The following is a 2514-nucleotide window of genomic DNA, read 5'->3' as shown; positions in this document are numbered from 1 at the left end:
CCCACGAGCCCGACCCCGTCACCACCGGCACCCTCCACGGCAGCAACATCGCGCTGAGCACCCACACCCCTAAGCCCGTCCTGCACGAACGATGGTCACAGCGCATGACCGGAACCCGCGCGGAGAAAGCCACCCGCATCGCGGTGAACTCGGTGGTCTTCCGCTCCTCCGGACAGAACCTCACCACCGGGGGCACCTACACCGAGATGGGCTCCCGTCTCTTCGAACCCATCCTCCTCGCCCTCGCCGTCCTCGCCATCCGCGGACGCATCAAACGCTGAAACCCAGCTGCGCCCTGGCTGTTCACGGTGCTTCCTATCGGGTGGCGGGTGGCTCAGAGGTCTCTTTCGTCCGTTGTTTCATCTCGAAACGGACTGTTTCGTGATGGTCTTCGGGTCTCGCCCGAAGATGGTGCTCTTCCTCCCGCACGGTGGCTGCTTCCACGCTGACCGGCTTTTGTCCCGCCCCGTTCACGTCCCCGCGCGTACCCGCACATGCACCTTGCACGCCCTCTATCCCTTGGCTGCCTCCCCTCATCGGGGCAGCGCCCGTACGGTGCGGGGGCGCTCCCCCAGGAGAAGCATCGGGTGTGCCAGTATCGCGGTCATGAGCGAGGGACGAATGGCGGATACCGGGCCTGCTGAGCCCCATCAGCGGCCCGGTGAGTTGTCGGTCATCTCCACCACCACCAATGGCATCTGCGTGCTGGCTCCGGCCGGCGAGATCGACTACCACACCATGGACCGGTTCCAGCAAGCCCTCGAGGCAGCCAGCATTGCCCTCGCACGCATCGTGGTGGACCTGAGCCGGGTCAGCTTCATGGACTCCAGCGGCATCAACATGCTCATCACGGCCCACCACGACACCAGCGAGGCAGGCGGCTGGCTGCGACTGGCCGCACCCACCGCCCCAGTGCTGCGCACCCTTCAAGTCGTCGGCGTCGACCAGGTCATCGACTGCCACGCAACGCTTTGCCAGGCCCTCGGCGGCTGAGGTTCGCCCTCCACGGCGCCGAATGCCCGCACCACCCCCACACAGGTCATCGTCGGCCGGCGCCGGCGCCGGCGCACAGCACGGCTGCGGTCCGGAGGCCCTGGGCTCGTGCCCGGGGGCTGGTGTTCCGTCACGGCCACAGCCTGCGGTTGCGTGGACCGTGTCCACCAGGCCCCGGCACGTGAGGGTCGCACAACCGGGCCGGGTGGAGCTAGCCGGGGAGCGTCACGGCCCGTGCGGATGGGCGGCGTGGGCCGTTGATGGCGGTGTCCTCGCTGTGGGCGGAGAAGCATCCGCTGCTGGCAGGGGCGGGAGCGGTGAGTACGAACTCGGGTGAGTACCTGGCCTACTGGCTGGGTCGGCATAAGGGGGCGACTGTGTTCGTCACGCTCGACTCGCTGCCCCGAATCGAGGAGAGCCTGCGCTCCCCTTCGCCGCTCCCGTCTTCGATCGTCTGATCGTGGACTGCCAAGGCAGAGATCGGCGCGCACAGACGCGCACAGGGGTGCATGGCAACTCGTGTTGCCCATGGGGGGGTGACGCGGGTGTGCCAGGCCGGGACCGCACCTGCTTCAGCTAGGACGTGTTTGATGGGTCTGTTGCTCGCCTGTCAGGCACCGGGGGCGCACAGGGGGTTCTGGTACGCCCCTGGGGGCTTCCGGGCGCCGTTGCGTGTGGGTGCGAGGGGCTGAGGGGTGTGGAAAGCTGCCAATTCACCCCATGCGCCGATACGGCGCACGCCTTTGGGAGGCATCATGAGCACCATTCGCCGGTTGGTCGCCGCTATGGCGGCAACTGTCTTTCTCGCGCTGTCCAGCATCGTGCTGGCCACTCCCGCTCAGGCCGCCGACAACCCCCCCAACCCCGGCCTCCTCGGCAACTACGGCCTCCTCGGCACCGGCATCGGCGGCCCCTACGGCCTCCTCAACACCGGCCTCCTCCGCGGCAACATCGGCGTCCTCCCCGGCCCCTGGCAATAAGCAAAGAGGCGGCAAACCATTGCCGCCCGCGCGCGCCGTGAGACCGGCGGCCGACGCAACTGCTAACTCAGGTGCGGCCAAGGGTGGGAGCGCGGGGCGGACGTTCCGTCACCGGCTACACGCCAGCCACCCGCCCCCCCGCCTCGGTCACCCTACCGACCACGGCGACCACCGCGGCCTGGCCTGTTACAGCTCGTGCGCGCGCTGGATGATCCGCCGTTCCAGCTCCTCACGCTGGGCGGGTGTGTAGTTCCGCTCGACGACGACGGCCGCCCCGATCACGCCATCGGCCCCGATGGCGGTGGTCATCCTCGGCTCACCAATGGTGGTCCGGGTCAGTGCGTGACGCCCCTGGTGCAGCACCTCGCCGTCACGGATGACCGCCAGGCGCTCGGCGCCGGCTTCCGTCCACGCCGTCTCGATGGCGTCCCCGCCCCACAGCTGAGGCGCCCCGTCGAACCCTCCGGCGAACCCGTCGTGGGGCGCGCTGTGCTCGACCAGCTGCAGCTCACGCTGTTCATGCCCCGGCCCCGGCCCCGGC

General features: G+C 69.1%; 3 protein-coding genes and 1 pseudogene. 3 read left to right on the top strand and 1 reads right to left on the bottom strand.

Annotated elements, in window-relative coordinates; translation table 11 throughout:
* From ACJA3G_RS35025 to ACJA3G_RS35015, 3 genes and pseudogenes are all read left to right on the top strand, one after another.
* A pseudogene (locus ACJA3G_RS35025) lies at positions 1-281 on the top strand (pentapeptide repeat-containing protein); the annotation flags it as partial.
* A 325-nt stretch (positions 282-606) separates the two neighbouring features.
* Positions 607-993 (top strand): STAS domain-containing protein, encoded by a 387-nt coding sequence (locus ACJA3G_RS35020; protein ID WP_406557063.1) that lies wholly within the window; start codon positions 607-609, stop codon positions 991-993.
* A gap of 755 nt (positions 994-1748) precedes the next feature.
* The gene (locus tag ACJA3G_RS35015) at positions 1749-1973 is read left to right on the top strand and encodes a hypothetical protein (RefSeq protein ID WP_406557062.1); all 225 of its coding nucleotides are present in this window, start codon (positions 1749-1751) and stop codon (positions 1971-1973) included.
* Between the two features lie 186 nt (positions 1974-2159).
* Here the strand turns inward: ACJA3G_RS35015 and ACJA3G_RS35010 are convergent.
* A partial coding sequence (locus ACJA3G_RS35010) for a hypothetical protein (RefSeq protein WP_406557061.1) occupies positions 2160-2514 on the bottom strand: 355 nt, incomplete at its 5' end.

This window comes from Streptomyces sp. YS-3, assembly GCF_045257485.1.
Classification (GTDB): domain Bacteria; phylum Actinomycetota; class Actinomycetes; order Streptomycetales; family Streptomycetaceae; genus Streptomyces.
Note: the sequence above shows the minus strand (reverse complement) of the source record. Positions and strands in the feature narration are given on the sequence as shown.